Annotated in this window: 15 protein-coding genes and 2 pseudogenes; 14 read left to right on the top strand and 3 right to left on the bottom strand. The window is 71.5% G+C overall.

Translation table 11 applies throughout. The features are described 5' to 3' along the window. Positions 1-30: 30 nt before the first annotated feature. Complete coding sequence (locus tag A5643_RS17250; protein ID WP_066858494.1) at positions 31-1,005, top strand: NADPH:quinone oxidoreductase family protein; 975 nt, start codon at positions 31-33, stop codon at positions 1,003-1,005. Between the two features lie 59 nt (positions 1,006-1,064). On the opposite strand, the gene A5643_RS17245 is transcribed toward A5643_RS17250, so the two are convergent. Continuing rightward, complete coding sequence (locus tag A5643_RS17245) at positions 1,065-2,054, bottom strand: esterase family protein (protein WP_066858491.1); 990 nt, start codon at positions 2,052-2,054, stop codon at positions 1,065-1,067. Positions 2,055-2,242: 188 nt separating this feature from the next. Here A5643_RS17245 and A5643_RS17240 point away from each other — a divergent pair, with 188 nt between their 5' ends. The 13 genes and pseudogenes from A5643_RS17240 to A5643_RS18805 all read left to right on the top strand — a co-directional run. Continuing rightward, positions 2,243-3,460: a CoA transferase gene (locus A5643_RS17240; protein ID WP_066858488.1), complete on the top strand. Its 1,218-nt coding sequence runs from the start codon at positions 2,243-2,245 to the stop codon at positions 3,458-3,460. Further along, on the top strand, positions 3,457-4,278 hold the full coding sequence (locus A5643_RS17235) for an acyl-CoA thioesterase (protein ID WP_066858485.1): 822 nt from the start codon (positions 3,457-3,459) through the stop codon (positions 4,276-4,278). Before A5643_RS17240 ends, A5643_RS17235 begins: the two co-directional genes overlap by 4 nt. A 2-nt stretch (positions 4,279-4,280) precedes the next feature. Further along, positions 4,281-4,733 carry a MaoC family dehydratase gene (locus tag A5643_RS17230; RefSeq protein WP_066858482.1) on the top strand — a complete coding sequence of 151 codons (453 nt, stop codon included), beginning with the start codon at positions 4,281-4,283 and terminating at the stop codon, positions 4,731-4,733. Positions 4,734-4,823: 90 nt separating this feature from the next. Next, complete coding sequence (locus A5643_RS17225) at positions 4,824-6,224, top strand: HNH endonuclease signature motif containing protein (RefSeq protein ID WP_066858479.1); 1,401 nt, start codon at positions 4,824-4,826, stop codon at positions 6,222-6,224. Positions 6,225-6,249: 25 nt separating this feature from the next. Beyond that, positions 6,250-6,534: a DivIVA domain-containing protein gene (locus tag A5643_RS17220; protein WP_231995663.1), complete on the top strand. Its 285-nt coding sequence runs from the start codon at positions 6,250-6,252 to the stop codon at positions 6,532-6,534. 94 nt (positions 6,535-6,628) lie between these two features. After that, positions 6,629-7,789, top strand: coding sequence for an enolase C-terminal domain-like protein (locus A5643_RS17215; protein ID WP_066858473.1), 1,161 nt, complete (start codon positions 6,629-6,631; stop codon positions 7,787-7,789). Continuing rightward, entirely contained in the window at positions 7,786-8,706 is a 921-nt protein-coding gene (locus tag A5643_RS17210; protein ID WP_066858470.1) for a ketopantoate reductase family protein, read from the top strand. The genes A5643_RS17215 and A5643_RS17210 overlap by 4 nt, the downstream gene beginning before the upstream one ends. Before the next feature lie 10 nt (positions 8,707-8,716). Further along, positions 8,717-9,322: a GNAT family N-acetyltransferase gene (locus A5643_RS17205; protein ID WP_066858618.1), complete on the top strand. Its 606-nt coding sequence runs from the start codon at positions 8,717-8,719 to the stop codon at positions 9,320-9,322. Further along, complete coding sequence (locus A5643_RS17200) at positions 9,319-10,113, top strand: SDR family NAD(P)-dependent oxidoreductase (RefSeq protein ID WP_066858621.1); 795 nt, start codon at positions 9,319-9,321, stop codon at positions 10,111-10,113. Before A5643_RS17205 ends, A5643_RS17200 begins: the two co-directional genes overlap by 4 nt. Continuing rightward, on the top strand, positions 10,114-10,980 hold the full coding sequence (locus A5643_RS17195; protein WP_066858466.1) for a TIGR03619 family F420-dependent LLM class oxidoreductase: 867 nt from the start codon (positions 10,114-10,116) through the stop codon (positions 10,978-10,980). Continuing rightward, positions 10,977-11,468: a nuclear transport factor 2 family protein gene (locus A5643_RS17190; RefSeq protein WP_231995659.1), complete on the top strand. Its 492-nt coding sequence runs from the start codon at positions 10,977-10,979 to the stop codon at positions 11,466-11,468. Before A5643_RS17195 ends, A5643_RS17190 begins: the two co-directional genes overlap by 4 nt. A gap of 7 nt (positions 11,469-11,475) precedes the next feature. Further along, a complete protein-coding gene (locus tag A5643_RS17185) occupies positions 11,476-12,228 on the top strand; it encodes an SDR family NAD(P)-dependent oxidoreductase (protein WP_066858463.1) in 753 nt (250 codons plus the stop codon). Between the two features lie 171 nt (positions 12,229-12,399). Then, positions 12,400-12,768: pseudogene (locus A5643_RS18805) on the top strand (zinc-binding dehydrogenase); the annotation flags it as partial. Positions 12,769-12,851: 83 nt separating this feature from the next. Here A5643_RS18805 and A5643_RS18800 read toward each other — a convergent pair. Beyond that, a pseudogene (locus A5643_RS18800) lies at positions 12,852-13,700 on the bottom strand (alcohol dehydrogenase catalytic domain-containing protein); the annotation flags it as partial. Positions 13,701-13,749: 49 nt separating this feature from the next. Further along, on the bottom strand, positions 13,750-14,409 hold the full coding sequence (locus A5643_RS17175) for a TetR family transcriptional regulator (protein WP_066858460.1): 660 nt from the start codon (positions 14,407-14,409) through the stop codon (positions 13,750-13,752). Between the last annotated feature and the right edge of the window lie 36 nt (positions 14,410-14,445).

Here is a 14,445-nt window from a genome sequence, read left to right as displayed (position 1 = left end):
CGCCGAACCGGGTTGTCTTAGGGTTGGGGCATGCGCGCGGCAGTGGTATCCCGGCTGGACGGTCCCGACGGCATCGAGATCAGCGAGGTCGACGAGCCCGGCGGTGAGGACACCGTCATCGTCGACGTGCACGCCGCCGGGGTGGCGTTTCCCGACGCGCTGCTGACCCGCGGGCTCTACCAGTACCGGCCCGACCCGCCGTTCGTGCTCGGCGCGGAGGTCGCCGGCGTGGTGCGCCGCGCACCCGACGGCGCCGGCGTGCGCCCCGGTGACCGGGTCGCGGGCTTGATGATGCTCTCCGGTGGCATGGCCGAAGTGGCCGCGGTCCCGGCCGACCAGGTGTTCGCGCTGCCGGACCGGGTCGGTTTCGAAGCCGGCGCCGGGCTGCTGTTCAACGACCTCACCGTGCATTTCGCGCTGACCGAACGCGGGCGGCTGCGCGCCGGGGAGACCGTGCTGGTGCACGGTGCGGCCGGCGGGATCGGCACCTCGGCGCTGCGGCTGGCGCCGGTGCTCGGCGCCGAACGGGTCATCGCGGTGGTGAGCAGCGCGGAGAAGGCCGCCGCCGCCACCGCAGCCGGAGCCACCGACGTCGTCTACGCCGACGGCTTCAAGGACGCGGTCAAGGAACTCACCGGCGGGCGCGGCGTGGACATCGTCGTCGACCCGGTCGGCGGGGACCGGTTCACCGACTCGCTGCGCAGCCTCGCCCCGGCCGGGCGGCTGCTGGTCATCGGGTTCACCGGCGGGGAGATCCCCACGGTGAAGGTGAACCGGTTGCTGCTGAACAACATCGACGTCGTCGGGGTCGGCTGGGGCGCGTGGGCGGCCACCCACCCGGGCTCGCTGACCGAACAGTGGGCCCAGTTGGAGCCGCTGCTGGCTTCCGGCCGGCTCCCGGCGCCCGAGCCGGTGGTCTACCCGTTCGAGGAGGCGGCCGCGGCGGTCGCAGCGTTGGAGAACCGCACCGCCGCAGGCAAGGTCGTGTTGCGGATCCGCGACTAGAGCACAAAAACATCGGGGACAGCGCTGGATTGCGCTGCCCCCGATGCGTGGGATGGGCTTTAGGTGGTCGGGGTGACGCCCAACACCCGCTGCATGTCCGGCTTCATCGCCTGCAGCTGCTGGAACCAGTACGGCCAGGCGTGCGTCCCGTCGGCCGGGAAGTTGAACACGCCGTTGGTCCCGCCGGCGGCCAGGTAGTTCTGCTGGAACGTCTGGTTGGTCCGCAGCGTGAAGCTCTCCAGGAACTTCGCCGGCAGGTCACCGCCGCCCAGCTCGTTCGGCGTGCCGTTGCCGCAGTACACCCAGACGCGGGTGTTGTTGGCCACCAGCCGCGGAATCTGCACCATCGGGTCGTTGCGCTTCCACGCCGGGTCGCTGGACGGTCCCCACATGTCGTTGGCGTTGTAGCCGCCGGCGTCGTTCATCGCCAGCCCGATCAGGGTCGGCCACCAGCCCTCGGAGGGGTTCAGGAAGCCCGACAGCGACGCCGCGTAGGGGAACTGCTCCGGGTGGTAGGCGGCCAGGGTCAACGCGGAGCCACCGGCCATCGACAGGCCGACCGCCGCGTTGCCCTTCGAGGACACACCCTTGTTCGACTCCAGCCAGGTGGGCAGCTCCTGGGTCAGGAACGTCTCCCACTTGTAGGTACTGCAGCCGTCGTTGCCGCACGCCGGCTGGTACCAGTCGCTGTAGAAGCTCGACTGTCCGCCGACCGGCATGATCACCGACAGCCCGGACTGGTAGAACTCCTCGAACGCCGGGGTGTTGATGTCCCAGCCGTTGTAGTCGTCCTGGGCGCGCAGCCCGTCGAGCAGGTAGACCGCGTGCGGGCCACCGCCCTGGAACTGAATCTTGATGTCGTGACCCATCGATGCCGACGGCACCATCAGGTACTCGACCGGCAGGCCGGGCCGGGAGAACGCCGACGCGGTCGCCGAGCCGCCCACGGCACTGATCATGCCGGGCAGCAATGCCGCGCTCACGGCGGCGATCGTCAGTCGGCGCGGCCATCTGGCGGCGGCGCCTCGTAACCTTTCAACGAATTTCATGATCCCTATCCATCCCAACTTTCATCTGCCGCGTCACCGCGGTCGATTGGCTGTGCGTCGGCAGTCAAGCACGACCCGCCAGTCGCGCCCGAGCGTCAACGCCGTTGGGACACATCGCGGTTAGCTAACGATTGAGACTCACGCGTGGACCCTCGCGTGACCGGCTCGTTATCTGTCATGATTCCGGCATGACAGACAACGCCGTCGCCGAGGCGCCGCTGAGCGGGGTGCGGGTGGTCGAGATCGCCAGCTTCGTCGCGGTGCCGCTGGCCGGCATGACACTGGCCCAGCTGGGCGCCGAGGTGATCCGGGTCGACCCGGTCGGCGGCGGCGCCGACTACCGGCGCTGGCCGCTCACGGCCGGGGGGACCAGCATCTACTGGACCGGCCTGAACAAGGGGGTCCGGTCGGTCGCGGTCGACCTGCGCGCCGCCGACGGCCAGGACCTGGTCCGCCGACTCATCCTCGGCGCGGGCGTGTTGATCACCAACGTCGTTGGGCGGCAATGGCATAGCTTTGAAACCCTCGTTGACGAGCGGCCGGATCTGGTTCACCTCGAGGTCAGCGGGCGAGCCGACGGCAGCACCGGCGTCGACTACACGGTCAACGCGGCGGCGGGCTTCCCGATGGTGACCGGCCCGCCCGACCACCAAGCCCCGATCAACCACGCCCTGCCGGCGTGGGACGTCGCCTGCGGGCTGTACGCGGCGCTCGGTGTGGTCGCCGCGCTGCGCCGCCGCGACGCCACCGGCCGCGGCAGCCAGCTGACCCTGGCCCTGGAGAACGTCGCACTGGCCACCGGCGGTGCGCTCGGCTTTCTCACCGAACCGATGGTCAACGGAACCGAACGCGAACGGCTGGGCAACTCCGTCTACGGCCAATACGGCCAAACCTTCCGCAGCTCCGACGGTGCGACGTTCATGATCGTCGCGCTGACCGCACGCCACTTCCGTGATCTCGCGGTGCTGACCGGAACATTGGAAGCCGTTGCCGCACTGGAGAAGGCGCTCGGCGTCGACTTCTTCGACGAGGGGGACCGGTTCCGCTACCGCGATGCGCTCACCGGGCTGTTCAACGTCTGGTTCGGCGGCCACACGGCCGAACAGATCAGCGCCGCGCTGTCGGAGACCGCCATCCTCTGGGAGCGCTACCGCAGCTTCGGCGAGGTGGCCGAAAGCGCGCGGGTCACCGAGAACCCGATGTTCCGCCCGCTGACCCAGCCGGGCCTCGGCGAATACCGGGCGGCCGGGCTGCCGTTGTCGTTCGACGGCGAGCACCCCGCGGCTCGGCCGGCGCCCGCGCTCGGCGACGACACCCGCGGTGTGCTCGCCGACCTGCTGGCGCTGCCCGCCGAGGAGATCGACCGGCTGATCGCGGCAGGCACGGTGGCCGGGGGCGCCGGATGAGCCGGCTGCTGCGACTGCTGGACGTGCAGCCCGGCGGCGCGCAGGTCTGGGTCGGCCCGCCGAGCGGACCGGACGGCAAACGCACCTACGGCGGCCACCTCGCCGGCCAGGCGCTGGCCGCCGCGCTGCGCACCGTCACCGCGCAGCTGTCGCCGACCTCGATGCATGTGCAGTTCCTGCGGGCCGGCGCCGCCGACGCGCCGATCGACTACCGGGTCGAGCCGGTCCACGATGGCCGCACCACAGCGGCGCGTCGGGTGCTGGCGACCCAGGGTGACCGGCTGCTGTCCACCACCGCGGTGTCGTTCGCCACGGCGTTGCCCGGGCCCGAACACGGCCGCGCCGGCGAGCCGCCGGCGGACCCCGAGGCGCTGGCGCGGACCGGGCCGATCGCGCCGGCGCCGTCGATGCCGCTGGAGGAGATCGACATCCGGATCGATGATGCCGGAACCGGCGAGCAGTTCACCCGGCAGTTCTGGTGGCGGGCGACCGAGCCGCTCCCGGCCGACCCCGGGGTGCACGCGTGCGTCGCGGTGTACGTCACCGACGTCTACATGCTCGATCCCGCGCTGCAGGTGCACGGCATCGGCCTGCGTGATCGCACCCACCGCACCAGCACCACCGGCACCTCGGTCTGGTTCCACCGGCCCATTCGCGCTGACCGGTGGACCCTGCTGGAGTCGACGTCGCCCGCCGCGGCGCGCGGCCGCGGGATCGTCACCGCCGGGCTGCTGGATCGCGACGGTGTGCAGATGGCCACCGTCGTGCAGGAGGGTTTGGTGACACCGCGAGACACCTCGACCAACGAAAGGACATGACAATGCGCGTTCTGGACGTCGCCGACCTCACCGGATTACGGGGCGAATCGCTCGGTACCACCGACTGGGTGCCGATCACCCAGCACGAGGTCAACCTGTTCGCCGACGCCACCGGCGATCACCAGTGGATCCACGTCGACCCGGAGCGCGCGGCCGACGGCCCGTTCGGCACCACGATCGCCCACGGTTACCTGACGCTGGCCCTGCTGCCCCGATTCCACCACGCCCTGTTCCGGGTTGACGGGGTCAAGCTGGCGGTCAACTACGGCCTCAACAAGGTCCGGTTCCCGGCGCCCGTCCCGGTCGGGGCGCGGATCCGGGCCGCGGTCGCCATCGCCGACGTGACCGACCTCGGTGGGGGCGCTCATCAGGTGACGCTGTCGACCACGGTCGAGATCGAGAACGGCGCCAAACCGGCCTGTGTGGCCGAGAGCATCGTGCGTTACCAGGTCTGACCGCTTGGGGGTTGTCCACAGTCGGGGGTTTGTCCCCCGGGCGGCGGTGCTCGCGGGCGGCGTGTCAGACCCCGGCGATAGCATTCGAACATGCGTTCGGTCAACTCGTCGGAGGGCGTCGCCACCGCCCTGGAGGCGTTCGATGCCGCCTTCGAGCGGTTGTTGGAGCTGGACTGCGACGCGTTGCTGACCTGCGAGCAGCTGTGGGTGCTGGAACGGTTGGAGACCATGCGCCGGCGCCTGCCGGCCGCGGAGCATCGGGTGGTGCGCGCGATGTCGGTTCGCGACGATGTGGTCGAGCTCGGCGGCACCCTGCGGTACGTGTTGGCTGAGCGGCTGCATATCACCCGCGCGGAGGCGCGTCGGCGCATCGACCTGGCCGACGAACTCGGCCCGCGTCGCACCCTGACCGGCCAGCCGGCCGAGCCGCTGCACCCGGCGATGGCCACCGCCCAGCGGGACGGCCGGATCAGTGAGGCCCATATCCGGGTGATCCGGTCGTTTCTGGGGCAGTTGCCGATGTTCGTCGATGCGCCGACCCGCGCCAAGGCCGAAGCCGACCTGGTCGGCTACGCCGCCAGCTTCCGGCCCGATCAACTGGCGAAGCTGGCCGACCGGATGGCCGACTGTCTCAACCCCGACGGGAACTTCAACGACGAGGACCGGTGTCGGCGGCGCACCCTGACCATCGGGCGTCAGGGCCGGGACGGCATGAGCGAGATCCGCGGTTTCCTGACCCCGGAGTTCCGGGCGACCCTGGATGCGGTGCTGGCCAAGCTCGCCGCACCCGGGATGGCCAACCCGGCCGATGAGCACCCCTGCGTCTCGGGCACACCGGCACAGCAGGCCATCGACGGCGACACCCGCACACCGGGGCAGCGCCACCACGACGGGCTGCACGCCGCGCTGCGGGCGCTGCTGGCCTCCGGCGACCTGGGCCAACACAACGGCCTGCCCGCCTCGATCATCATCTCGACCACCCTGGCCGAACTGGAGGCCGGCACCGGTAAGGCGCACACCGGCGGCGGGACCTGGCTGCCGATGCGCGACGTGCTCCGGATCGCCTCGCACGCCCATCACTACCTGCGGATCTATCAGGGCGCTAAAGAGCTCGCGCTGTTTCACACCAAGCGGCTGGCCTCCCCGGGCCAGCGGATCGTGTTGTATGCCCGCGACCGGGGCTGCACCAGGCCCGGCTGCGACGTCTGCGGCTACTTCACCGAGGTGCACCACGTCACCGGCTACGCCAGCACCGGACGCACCGACATCGATGACTTGGCGCTGGCCTGCGGGGTCGATCACCGGCTGATCCGCCCCGGCGGCTGGAGCACCCGCACCAACGCCCGCGGGGAAACCGAGTGGATCCCGCCACCGGGCCAAGACACCGGTCAGCCGCGCACCAACACCTACCACCATCCGGAGAAACTGCTCCACCACGACGACGACTCCGCCGCCGGCGACGACGATCCGGAAAATGCGTCCGGGAGCTAACCCGGGCGGGGCATACGATCGGTTCGTGTTCGAATCCGAGGGGTTGCTCAGCTCGCTCGACGTGCGGGAGGCGACCTTCGGGAAGCCGCCGATCGGCAAGCGCGGCTACAACAAGGAGCAGGTCGACGAGCTGCTGGAGCAGATCGCCGATTGCCTCGAGTCCCGAAACGCGTTGTCGGCCGACGATGTTCGGCACGCCCGGTTCGGGTTGCCGCCGATCCTGCGGCGCGGCTACAACGAGGACCAGGTGGACGTGTTCTTTGATCGCGCGGGGGCCTCGATCGAGGCGCTGCAGCAGCGGGGCCGCTAGGCGACACCGTTATCATCGACCGCATGGCCGAGGGGCAGCGCGTTTTCAGCGCCGACGAAGCGCGCTCGATCAGTTCTCGTAAACCACCGTTCTGATGCGCATCACCGCCGTCGTCGAACAGTCCGTACCGCTGCGCGGCGACATCGCCAACGCCCTGGTCGACTTCTCCACGCACACCGTCTCGCTGGTCGCAGTGGTCTCCGACGTGATCCGGGGCGGGGCGCCGGTGGTCGGGGTGGCGTTCAACTCGATCGGCCGGTTCGCCCAGAGCGGCATCCTGCGCGATCGGATGATCCCGCGCCTGCTGTCCGCGCCGCCGGAGAGCCTGCAGGACGATTCCGGCGGGCTGGACCCGGCGCGCGTGCTGGCCTGCGCGATCCGCGACGAGAAACCCGGCGGGCACGGCGACCGCGCGGCCGCCGCAGCGGCCCTGGAACTGGCCTGCTGGGACCTGAACGCGAAACTCGCCGACGAACCCGCCTACGTCACGATCGCCCGCCGCGCCGGCAGGCAACCGGCCGACGGCGTCCCGGTCTACGCCGCCGGCGGCTACTACTACCCCGACGGCGGGCTCCCCGCGCTGCGCGACGAGATGCGCGGCTACCTCGACAGCGGGTACGGCGCGGTGAAGATGAAGATCGGTGGCGCCGCACGACGGGAGGACCTGGCCCGGCTGGAAGCGGTGATCGACGTCGTCGGTGAGGGCGCCCGGGTGGCCGTCGACGCCAACGGCCGCTTCGCCACCGACGCCGCCCTCGCCTGGGCGAAGGTGCTCGCCCCCTACCGGCTGCGCTGGTTCGAAGAGCCCGGCGATCCCCTGGATTTCGAGCTCAACCGCCGCCTGATCGAGCACTACGACGGCCCGGTCGCCACCGGGGAGAACCTGTTCTCCGCACCCGACGTGACCAACCTGCTGCGCTACGCCGGGATGCGCGCGAACCGCGACGTATTCCAGATGGACGCCGGGCTCAGCTACGGGCTGACCGAGTACGCCCGCATGCTGAACCTGTTGGAAGAGCACGGCTTCGACCGGGCGCAGGTCTTCCCGCACGGCGGGCACCTGATCAACCTGCACATCGTCGCCGGACTCGGCCTCGGCGGCTGCGAGGCCTACCCCGGCGTCTTCCAGCCGTTCGGCGGTTACTCGCCGGACTGTGTCCTCTCCGGCGGGCGGATCACCCCGGCGGATGCGCCGGGATTCGGTTTGGAGCGGAAACCCGGCCTGGCTGAGCTGATCGGGAAGGTGGCGTCATGAAGATCGGCGTAATCGGCTGCGGCGCCATGGGTTCCATCTACGCGGCCAAGCTCGGCGCGGCCGGTAACGACGTGCTGGTGATCGATCGCGGCCGGGACGGCGTCGACCGGATCAACGCCGCCGGGCTGCGGGTCAGCGGACCCGACTCCGACCAGACGGTGCCGCTGCGGGCCGCCACCGCCGCCCCGGCCGAGCAGATGGATCTGGTGGTGCTGTCGGTGAAGGCCGCCGACGTCGCCGTCGCGGCACGACAGGCGCTGCCGCTGCTCGGCCCCGACACCCCGGTGCTGACCATCCAGAACGGCCTGGGGTCCGCCGAGGCCTTCGCCGAGATCGTCGGCGCGGACCGGGTCGCGGTGGGCATCGCCAGCGGCTTCGGCGCCGCCCGGGTCGCTCCCGGCCATGTGCGCCACAACGCGATGCGGGCGGTCCGGCTCGGGGCCTACCGCGGGCTGCCGGCGGAGGCCGTCGAGGCGATCGCGCAGACCTGGTCCGCGGCCGGGTTCGACGCCGCCGCGGTAGCCGATATCGCCGCCATGCAGTGGGAGAAACTGATCTGCAACGCCGCCTACAGCGCGCCGTGCGCCCTGACCGGCCTGCTCGTCGGGCAGGTGCGCGACGACCCGGACCTGGGTCCGGTCAGCCGGGCGGCGGCGACCGAGGCCTGGCAGGTCGCCCGGGCCAGCGGCATCGCGATCCAGGTCGACGACCCGGTGGCGCACGCGCGCGCCTTCGGCGCGGCCGTGCCCGACGCCAAACCGTCCGCACTGCTGGACCACGAGGCGCGCCGGATCAGCGAGATCGACGTCATCAACGGCGCGGTCTGCCGCTACGGGGAACGCGCCGGAGTGCCCACACCGGTCAACACCACGCTGACCGGGCTGGTCAAGGCCGTCGAGCGATCCTGGGGCCGGTAGCGTGGCTGGCGTGCCGACCGTGGTGCGCAGTGCGCAGAGAGCCGACATCACCCCGCTCGCGCGGGTGCTGGGCCGCGCCTTCCACGACGACCCGGTCTCGATATGGCTGCTGCCCGACGCGCGGGCCCGCGAGGTCCGGCTACCCCGGATGTTCGCCGCGCTGACCCGCTACCACCACCTGCGCGGTGGGGGCGCGGAGGTGGCCACGGTGGACGGCACCGTCGGCGGGGTGGCGCTGTGGGATCCGCCGGGGCGGTGGCGGCCGTCCCGCCGCGCCGAGTTGCTGGCGATGCCGGCGATGATCGTGGCGTTCGGCACCCGGCTGGCCGCCGGACGCGACCTCACCGAGTTGATGCAACGCGACCATCCCGAGGAGCCGCACTGGTACCTGGCCACCATCGGCAGCGACCCGACGATGCGCGGCCGCGGCCTGGGCCGCGACCTGATGCGATCGCGACTCGACCGCTGCGACGCCGAGCACAGCCCGGCGTACCTGGAGTCCAGCAAGGCCGAGAACGTCCCCTACTACGAGCGGTTCGGTTTCCAAGTGACCGGTGAGATCACCATCCCCTCCGGCGGGCCGACCCTGTGGCGCATGTGGCGGAGACCGCGATGAGCCTCAACGACCGCTACGGACCGTGGGCGCTGATCGCCGGCGGATCCGAGGGCGTGGGCGCCGAATTCGCCGACCTGCTGGCCGGCGCCGGGCTCAACCTGCTGCTGGTGGCGCGTTCGCCGGAACCGCTGGAGAACACCGCCGAACGCTGCCGCGCGCACGGCACCCAGGTGCGCACCCTCGCGCTGGATTTGACCGATCCGGCCGCGGGGGAGCGGATCGCCGAGCTGGCCGGCGATGTCGAGGTGGGCCTGCTGATCTACAACGCGGGGGCCAACACCTGCAGCGCGGAATTCCTCGACGGCGACCTCGCCGACTTCCGCAAGGTCCTCGACCTCAACATCGACACCCAGCTGGACCTGGTGCAGCGCTTCGGCCGGCCGATGCGCCGCCGCCGGCGCGGCGGCATCCTGCTGGTCGGCTCGATGGCCGGCTACCTGGGCTCGACGCGGCACAGCGTCTACGGCGGGGTCAAGGCGTTCGGCCGGATCTTCGCCGAAAGCCTCTGGCTGGAACTGCGCGACCACGATGTCGACGTGCTGCACCTGGTGTTAGGGGTGACCCGCACCCCGGCGATGCAGCGGGTCGGGCTCAACTTCGACGCGCCCGGCATCCGGGTCGCCGAACCCCGCGAGGTCGCGGCGCAGGGTCTCGACCAGCTACCGCACGGACCGGTCTTCATCGCCGGCGGCAACGCCGAGGATGTGGCCCGCCGCAACAACCCGGATCGGGCGAAGGTCGTGCTGGGCACCCACCGCGCCATGCAGCGGCTGCTCGGGATCGAGGACTGAATGCGGCTCGGGCTGGTCACCCCGGTGGTGCTGCAGGTCCCCGGCGTGGCCTCGGACTGGGAGCGCACCGCCGGGCCGGAGGAGATCGCGACGATCGCGGCCGCCGCCGACCGGCTCGGCTTCGACCACCTGACCTGCGCCGAGCACGTCGCGGTACCCGCCGGCGACACCGAGCGTGGCACCACGTACTGGGACCCGTTGGCCACGTTGAGCTTTCTCGCGGCACGCACCTCCGGTATCCGGTTGACCACCTCGGTGCTGGTGCTCGGCTACCACCACCCGCTGGAGATCGCGAAACGCTACGGGACACTGGATCGGCTCAGCGGCGGGCGGCTCGTGCTCGGCGTCGGGGTCGGGTCGCTGCGCGCGGAGTTCGACCTGCTCGGCGCGCCGTTCGAGGACCGCGGCGCCCGCGCCGACGATGCGCTGGCCGCCCTGCGCGCCTCGTTCGGGCAGGAGCGGGTGTCCTACCGCGGCAGCCACTTTCACTATGACGCGATGATCGTCGAACCCTGCGCGGTCCAGCAGCGGGTGCCGATCTGGGTGGGCGGGCACACCCGCCGATCACTGCGTCGCGCAGTCGAGTTCGGCGACGGCTGGATGCCGTTCGGCCTGCGCTACGCCGCGATCAGCGAGCTGCTGGCCGCGCTGCCGCCACCGCCGGGCTTCGAGATCGTCTTGTCCACCGGCCGCGCCGTCGACCCCGGCGGTGATCCGGCCGACACCACCAATCGGCTGCGGCGGCTGCGCGACGCCGGCGCGACCATGGTGTCCTGTGTGGTGGCCGCCCGCTCCGCCGAGCACTACTGCGACCAGCTGGCCGAGCTGCGTGAGTTGGCCGATCGGCTCAGCGAGGAGCAAACGTGACCGATGACGCACTGCGGCAGCGGCTCGACGAACTCGAGCAGCGGCTGCGGGCGGTGGAGGACGAGCGTGCCATTGCCCGCCTCATCGCCTCCTACGGTCCGCTGGTCGACGCCGGGGAGGCCGAGGCGACCGCCGGCCTGTGGACCGTCGACGGCAGCTACACGGTCGAAGACCGGCAGATGAGCGGCCGCGATGCTGTGCGCGCCATGGTCGACTCCGATGACCACCAGCGGTTGATCGCGCGCGGCAGCGCGCATTTCCTGGGTCCGGCGGTGATCCGCGTGACCGGCGACACCGCGGAGGCGGTCTGCCAGTCGCTGCTTTGCCTGCGCCGCGCCGAGGGCGACGGCTACCTGCTGCTGCGGGCCACCGTCAACCACTTCCATCTGGTGCGCGGTGTGACCGGTTGGCGGATCCGGTCGCGGACCGCGCAGGTCCTCGACGGCAGCGACCGGGCACGATCGCTGCTGGCGCGCGTGACGGGATAATCACGGGGTGCGCTTCCACGGCAAGACCGCGTTCGTCACCGGCGGAGCCGCCGGACTCGGCCGGGAGTTCGCCCGGGCGCTCACCGACGCGGGCGCCGCGGTCGCCATCGCCGACATCGACGCCGCGGCCGCGCGGCGCACCGCGGAGGAGTTGAACGACGACGGCGGCCGGGTCTGGGCGGTGCCCTGCGATGTCGCCGACGAACAGCAGGTCGACGCCGCGATCGTCGGGACGGTCGAGCGGTTCGGCGGAGTGGACATCCTGGTCAACAACGCCGGGCTGCACCTGCTGCGCTACAACCAGCCGTTCGGCGTGCTGTCCCGCGCCGATGTCCGCGCGCTGTTCGACGTGAACGTGATCGGTGTCGTCAACTGCACCCTGGCCTGTCGCGAGCCGATGCGCGCCCGGGGCGGCGGGGTCGTCGTCAACCTGGCATCGGTGGCCGGCTACCTCAACGTCACCCCCTACGGGGTATCGAAGCTGGCGGTGCGGGGGCTGACCGTGGCCTTCGCCACCGAACTGGCCGCCGATCGCATCCGGGTCAACGCGATCGCGCCGGGGCTGACCGACACCGCCAACACCCTGGACGACCTGCCGAGCTCGCTGGTGCAGCACATCGTGGCCGAGCGTCAGCTGGTGCACCGGTTGGGCACCGCGGGCGACGTGGTCGCGGCGTTGCTGTTCCTCTGCTCCGAGGAGGCGTCGTTCATCACCGGGGAGACGCTGCGGGTCAGCGGCGGCTACCCGCTCGGCCTCTGAGCGCCACCGCCACCCCGTCGCGCCCGCGAGGACGAAGCCACCGCCACCCCGTCGCGCCCGCGAGAACGAAGCCACCGCCACCCCCGTCGCGTCCGCGAGACAGAGCCACCGCCACCCCCGTCGCGCCCGCGAGACAGAAGCAGTGCAGGTGCCCACTCGCACTTTCGCTGCATGGTTTCGCTCTCGCGGAATGGGCGGCCGGAATGGGTGGCCGGAATGGCCGGGCGGCGCGACCGCGCGGCGCTCAGCGGTGCCACCCCGGTGCCGGGACCCGCGGTGCCCGCGGTGCTCGAGGCCACCGACGGGCGCGGGGCGGCCGCCGTGATCGACGCGGTGGGCAACGACGCCACCCTCACCGAGGCGCTGACCTGCGTCCGGCCGGGCGGCACGGTGTCGGTGGTCGGGGTGCACGACCTGCAGCCGTTCCCGTTCCCGGCGCTGATGGCGTTGGTGCGCAGCACCACCTTGCGGATGACCACCGCGCCGATCCAGCGCACCTGGTCGGAGCTGGTGCCGCTGATCCGGGCCGGTCGGCTCGACACCGGCGGCATCTTCACCCACGCGATGGCGCTCGAGGATGCCGCGGAGGCCTACACGATGTTCGCCGCCCGCAGCCCGGAGTGCCTCAAGGTGGTGCTGCGCACCAACGCCATCAGCGCCGGGAACGGGAACGGCTGCAGGTCGTGCACCCCGACCACCGACACCGTGCCGCCCGGCCGGACGCAGGTCAGCGCCTCGGTGAGGGTGGCGTCGTTGCCCACCGCGTCGATCACGGCGGCCGCCCCGCGCCCGTCGGTGGCCTCGAGCACCGCGGGCACCGCGGGTCCCGGCACCGGGGTGGCACCGCTGAGCGCCGCGCGGTCGCGCCGCCCGGCCACCGGGTCGATGGCGAGCACCGTGCCCGCGCCCTGCGCGATCGCGCTGCGCACCGCGCACAACCCGACCGCGCCGAGCCCGAACACCGCCACCGTGCCGCCGGGCGGGATGTCGGCGCGTTGAGCGGCCGCCCAGCCGGTGGCGAGGTTGTCGGTGAGCAGCAGGGCGTCCTCGTCGGTGAAGCCCTCGGGCACCGGCAGCAGCTGAAAGTCCGCGGCCGGCACGGCGAGCAGCTCGGACTGCCCGCCGCCCAGCGCGCCAGATCCGAACACCTGCGGGCCGCCGGCACAGATCACCGGGTCGCCGGTGGCGCAGCCGGCGCAGTGGCCGCACCCGGCCACCGACGACACCAGCACCGCATCGCCGACGGCCACCGTCCTGACCTGGGCGCCGACCTCGACGACGGTGCCGACCACCTCGTGGCCGAGCGGAACCGGCTCGGGCAGCGGGTAGTCCCCCTCGTAGAAGTGCAGGTCCGAACCGCAGATCGCGGCGGCGCGCACCGCGACGATCGCGCCGTCGGGGCCGGGCAGCACCGGGTCGGGGCGGTCGGTGACGCGCACGGTGCCGGGAATGTCGATGACGACCGATCGCATGGGGCTCCTCGGGTCGGGGTTGTCCCGAGCCTAAGCGAGCCCGCGGTGCTCAGCGGGTGCTGCGCCACCCGCCGATGCCGTGGGTGACCATCCGGATCTGCTTGACCGCGGTGCGGCGGATCTCTTCGAGCGCCTCCGGATTCTGCACGTCCTCGATCGACTCCGCGATGAAGATCATCGAGTTGACGAACAAAGTGGCCAGCACGTTGAGGTCTTCGGTGCTCCACTCGTTCAAGCCGGTGAACCGGGCCAGGTCGGTGGCCAACTCCGAGGTGATCAACCGGATCTCGCTGCGGATCGCGTAGCGCAGCACGGTCACCCCGCTGTTGCGCTCCCGGCTGATGAACCGCCAGTGCTCCCGTTGGGCGGTGACGTTCTCGACCAGCGCGTCCACCGAGGACTCGATCACCCGGTTGGGGTCGACCTTGTCGGTCCGGGCCTCGCGGAGCATGTCGCGCAAGGCACGGAAGGATTCGTCGATCAACGCCAGCCCGAGCGCCTCCATCGACTGGAAATGCCGGTAGAACGCGGCCGGCACGATCCCGACCTCGCGGGTCACCTCGCGCAGGCTCAGCGCGCTGAAACTGCGGTCCTCGAGGAGCTTCAACGCGGCCGCCACGATCGCCTTCCGGGTGGCTTCCTTGCGCTCCTCGCGGGAGCGGGAATCGCGTGGCCGCGCAGAACGTGATCCAGGAGCACGACTGTTCACTGTGTGAACTCTAGCACAAACACGGGTGATTCCCTT

This window comes from Mycobacterium sp. 1274756.6 (assembly GCF_001668625.1).
Classification (GTDB): Bacteria; Actinomycetota; Actinomycetes; order Mycobacteriales; family Mycobacteriaceae; genus Mycobacterium.
Note: the sequence above shows the minus strand (reverse complement) of the source record. Positions and strands in the feature narration are given on the sequence as shown.

What these genes read in the sequence shown, in the direction of transcription:
- A5643_RS17195 (WP_066858466.1), top strand. Translation starts at nt 10,114, where the DNA reads ATGCGGCTCGGGCTGGTCACCCCGGTGGTGCTGCAGGTCCCCGGCGTG.
- A5643_RS17250 (WP_066858494.1), top strand. Translation starts at nt 31, where the DNA reads ATGCGCGCGGCAGTGGTATCCCGGCTGGACGGTCCCGACGGCATCGAG.
- A5643_RS17215 (WP_066858473.1), top strand. Translation starts at nt 6,629, where the DNA reads ATGCGCATCACCGCCGTCGTCGAACAGTCCGTACCGCTGCGCGGCGAC.
- A5643_RS17245 (WP_066858491.1), bottom strand. Translation starts at nt 2,054, where the DNA reads ATGAAATTCGTTGAAAGGTTACGAGGCGCCGCCGCCAGATGGCCGCGC.
- A5643_RS17240 (WP_066858488.1), top strand. Translation starts at nt 2,243, where the DNA reads ATGACAGACAACGCCGTCGCCGAGGCGCCGCTGAGCGGGGTGCGGGTG.
- A5643_RS17235 (WP_066858485.1), top strand. Translation starts at nt 3,457, where the DNA reads ATGAGCCGGCTGCTGCGACTGCTGGACGTGCAGCCCGGCGGCGCGCAG.
- A5643_RS17225 (WP_066858479.1), top strand. Translation starts at nt 4,824, where the DNA reads ATGCGTTCGGTCAACTCGTCGGAGGGCGTCGCCACCGCCCTGGAGGCG.
- A5643_RS17210 (WP_066858470.1), top strand. Translation starts at nt 7,786, where the DNA reads ATGAAGATCGGCGTAATCGGCTGCGGCGCCATGGGTTCCATCTACGCG.
- A5643_RS17230 (WP_066858482.1), top strand. Translation starts at nt 4,281, where the DNA reads ATGCGCGTTCTGGACGTCGCCGACCTCACCGGATTACGGGGCGAATCG.
- A5643_RS17200 (WP_066858621.1), top strand. Translation starts at nt 9,319, where the DNA reads ATGAGCCTCAACGACCGCTACGGACCGTGGGCGCTGATCGCCGGCGGA.